This is a genomic window from Inquilinus limosus MP06 (assembly GCF_000767795.1).
GTDB classification, from domain to species: domain Bacteria; phylum Pseudomonadota; class Alphaproteobacteria; order DSM-16000; family Inquilinaceae; genus Inquilinus; species Inquilinus limosus_E.
In genome coordinates this window covers 1-1,194 of record NZ_JANX01001006.1, presented here as the reverse complement: position 1 = coordinate 1,194, position 1,194 = coordinate 1, and the positions used below count along the sequence as shown (strand labels likewise).

At 72.4% G+C, this 1,194-nt stretch carries 2 protein-coding genes; both read right to left on the bottom strand.

Going from position 1 to position 1,194, the window contains the following annotated elements:
- Nucleotides 1-490: thiamine pyrophosphate-binding protein (locus P409_RS34785; protein ID WP_034849531.1), on the bottom strand; the 490-nt coding region annotated here is incomplete at its 3' end.
- Nucleotides 491-994: a hypothetical protein gene (locus P409_RS34780; RefSeq protein WP_034849529.1), complete on the bottom strand. Its 504-nt coding sequence runs from the start codon at nucleotides 992-994 to the stop codon at nucleotides 491-493.
- Nucleotides 995-1,194 lie beyond the last annotated feature (200 nt).

Sequence of the window (1,194 nt, the reverse complement as noted above, 5' to 3'; positions counted from 1 at the left end):
TCGCCGCCACGGCCGGCGACAGGTCGAGATGCACCGGCCCCATCGGCTCGGCCAGCGCGATCGCCAGGGCCCGGGCCACGGCCGGGCCCGCGCTCTCCGGCTCGACCTCGAAGCTGGCCTTGACCAGCGGCCGCAGCAGCGCTGCGTGGTCGATCACCTGATGGGTGTAGCGGGCGCGGGTCGGCCGATCGACGATGCCGGAGACTACGACCAGCGGCACATGCTCCTGCGCCGCGTCGGCGATGCCGTTGACCGCATTCGCCAGCCCCGGGCCGACGGTGGCCACAAGCAGGCCCGGCGTCGCGGTGGTCACCGAGGCGCCGGCGGCCATGATCGCCGCCGCGGTCTCGTGCCGGGCCAGGTGGAAGCGGATGCCAGCCGCCTCCAGCCCGTCGATCAGGGTCACGACCTCGCCGCCCGGCATGCCGAAGGCGTGGCGGATGCCATGGGCGTGCAGGGTGGCGGCGATCGTGTCGGCAACTCGGGTCATCTACAGGGCGCTTTCAGCGGGTTGCGATTCCCGGAAGCGTACGACGTAGGCGACGACGAGGCCGAACAGGATGTGGCCCACCAGCGAGGCCCAAGCCAGCGGGATGAAGCCGAGGAAGGCCGGCAGCCCGGCGAAGATGTGGGCCATGATGTAGAGGGCGAAGACCCACAGCCCGGTGCCGAAGCCGATGCCGGTCAGCACCAGCGGCAGCTGCGGCAGGATCCGGCGCTGCAGCGGCCGGGCGATGAACAGGTAGCCGATCGGGTAGAACACGATGCCGGTGATGGCGTGGATCAGCTCCGCCACCGTCCAGTTCTGGAAGCCGAAGACGGACTGCACCAGCGCCGCCGGCTGCAGCGGCCCGCCGACCAGGAAGGGCGTGATGCCGCGGGCCCAGACCTCCCAGGCCAGGTCGGCGGCGATGCCGGCCAGCAGGATGGTGGGGACAAGGCGGCCGGTGACCGCGGGGAACAGCGGCGCCGGGGTGGTTTCGGTCATGGTCATGATCTTGATCTCCAGTCGGGCTTAACGGTGGGCCCGGAGGCGGGCCGAGGAGGCGCGGCCGTCGACCGCCGCGATCAGGCGGTCCTCGGCCTTCAGGCGGCGGCGGGCATCGCCGATCGCGCGCAGGGCCGGGGCGTCGCCGCGCCGGGACGCAGCCTCGGCCAGGGCCAGGACGAACAGGTCGCGCTGGGCATTGCTGC

Bases quoted from the DNA above. Each gene is read 5' to 3' on its own strand.
- P409_RS34780 (WP_034849529.1), bottom strand. From the start codon at position 994: ATGACCATGACCGAAACCACCCCGGCGCCGCTGTTCCCCGCGGTCACC.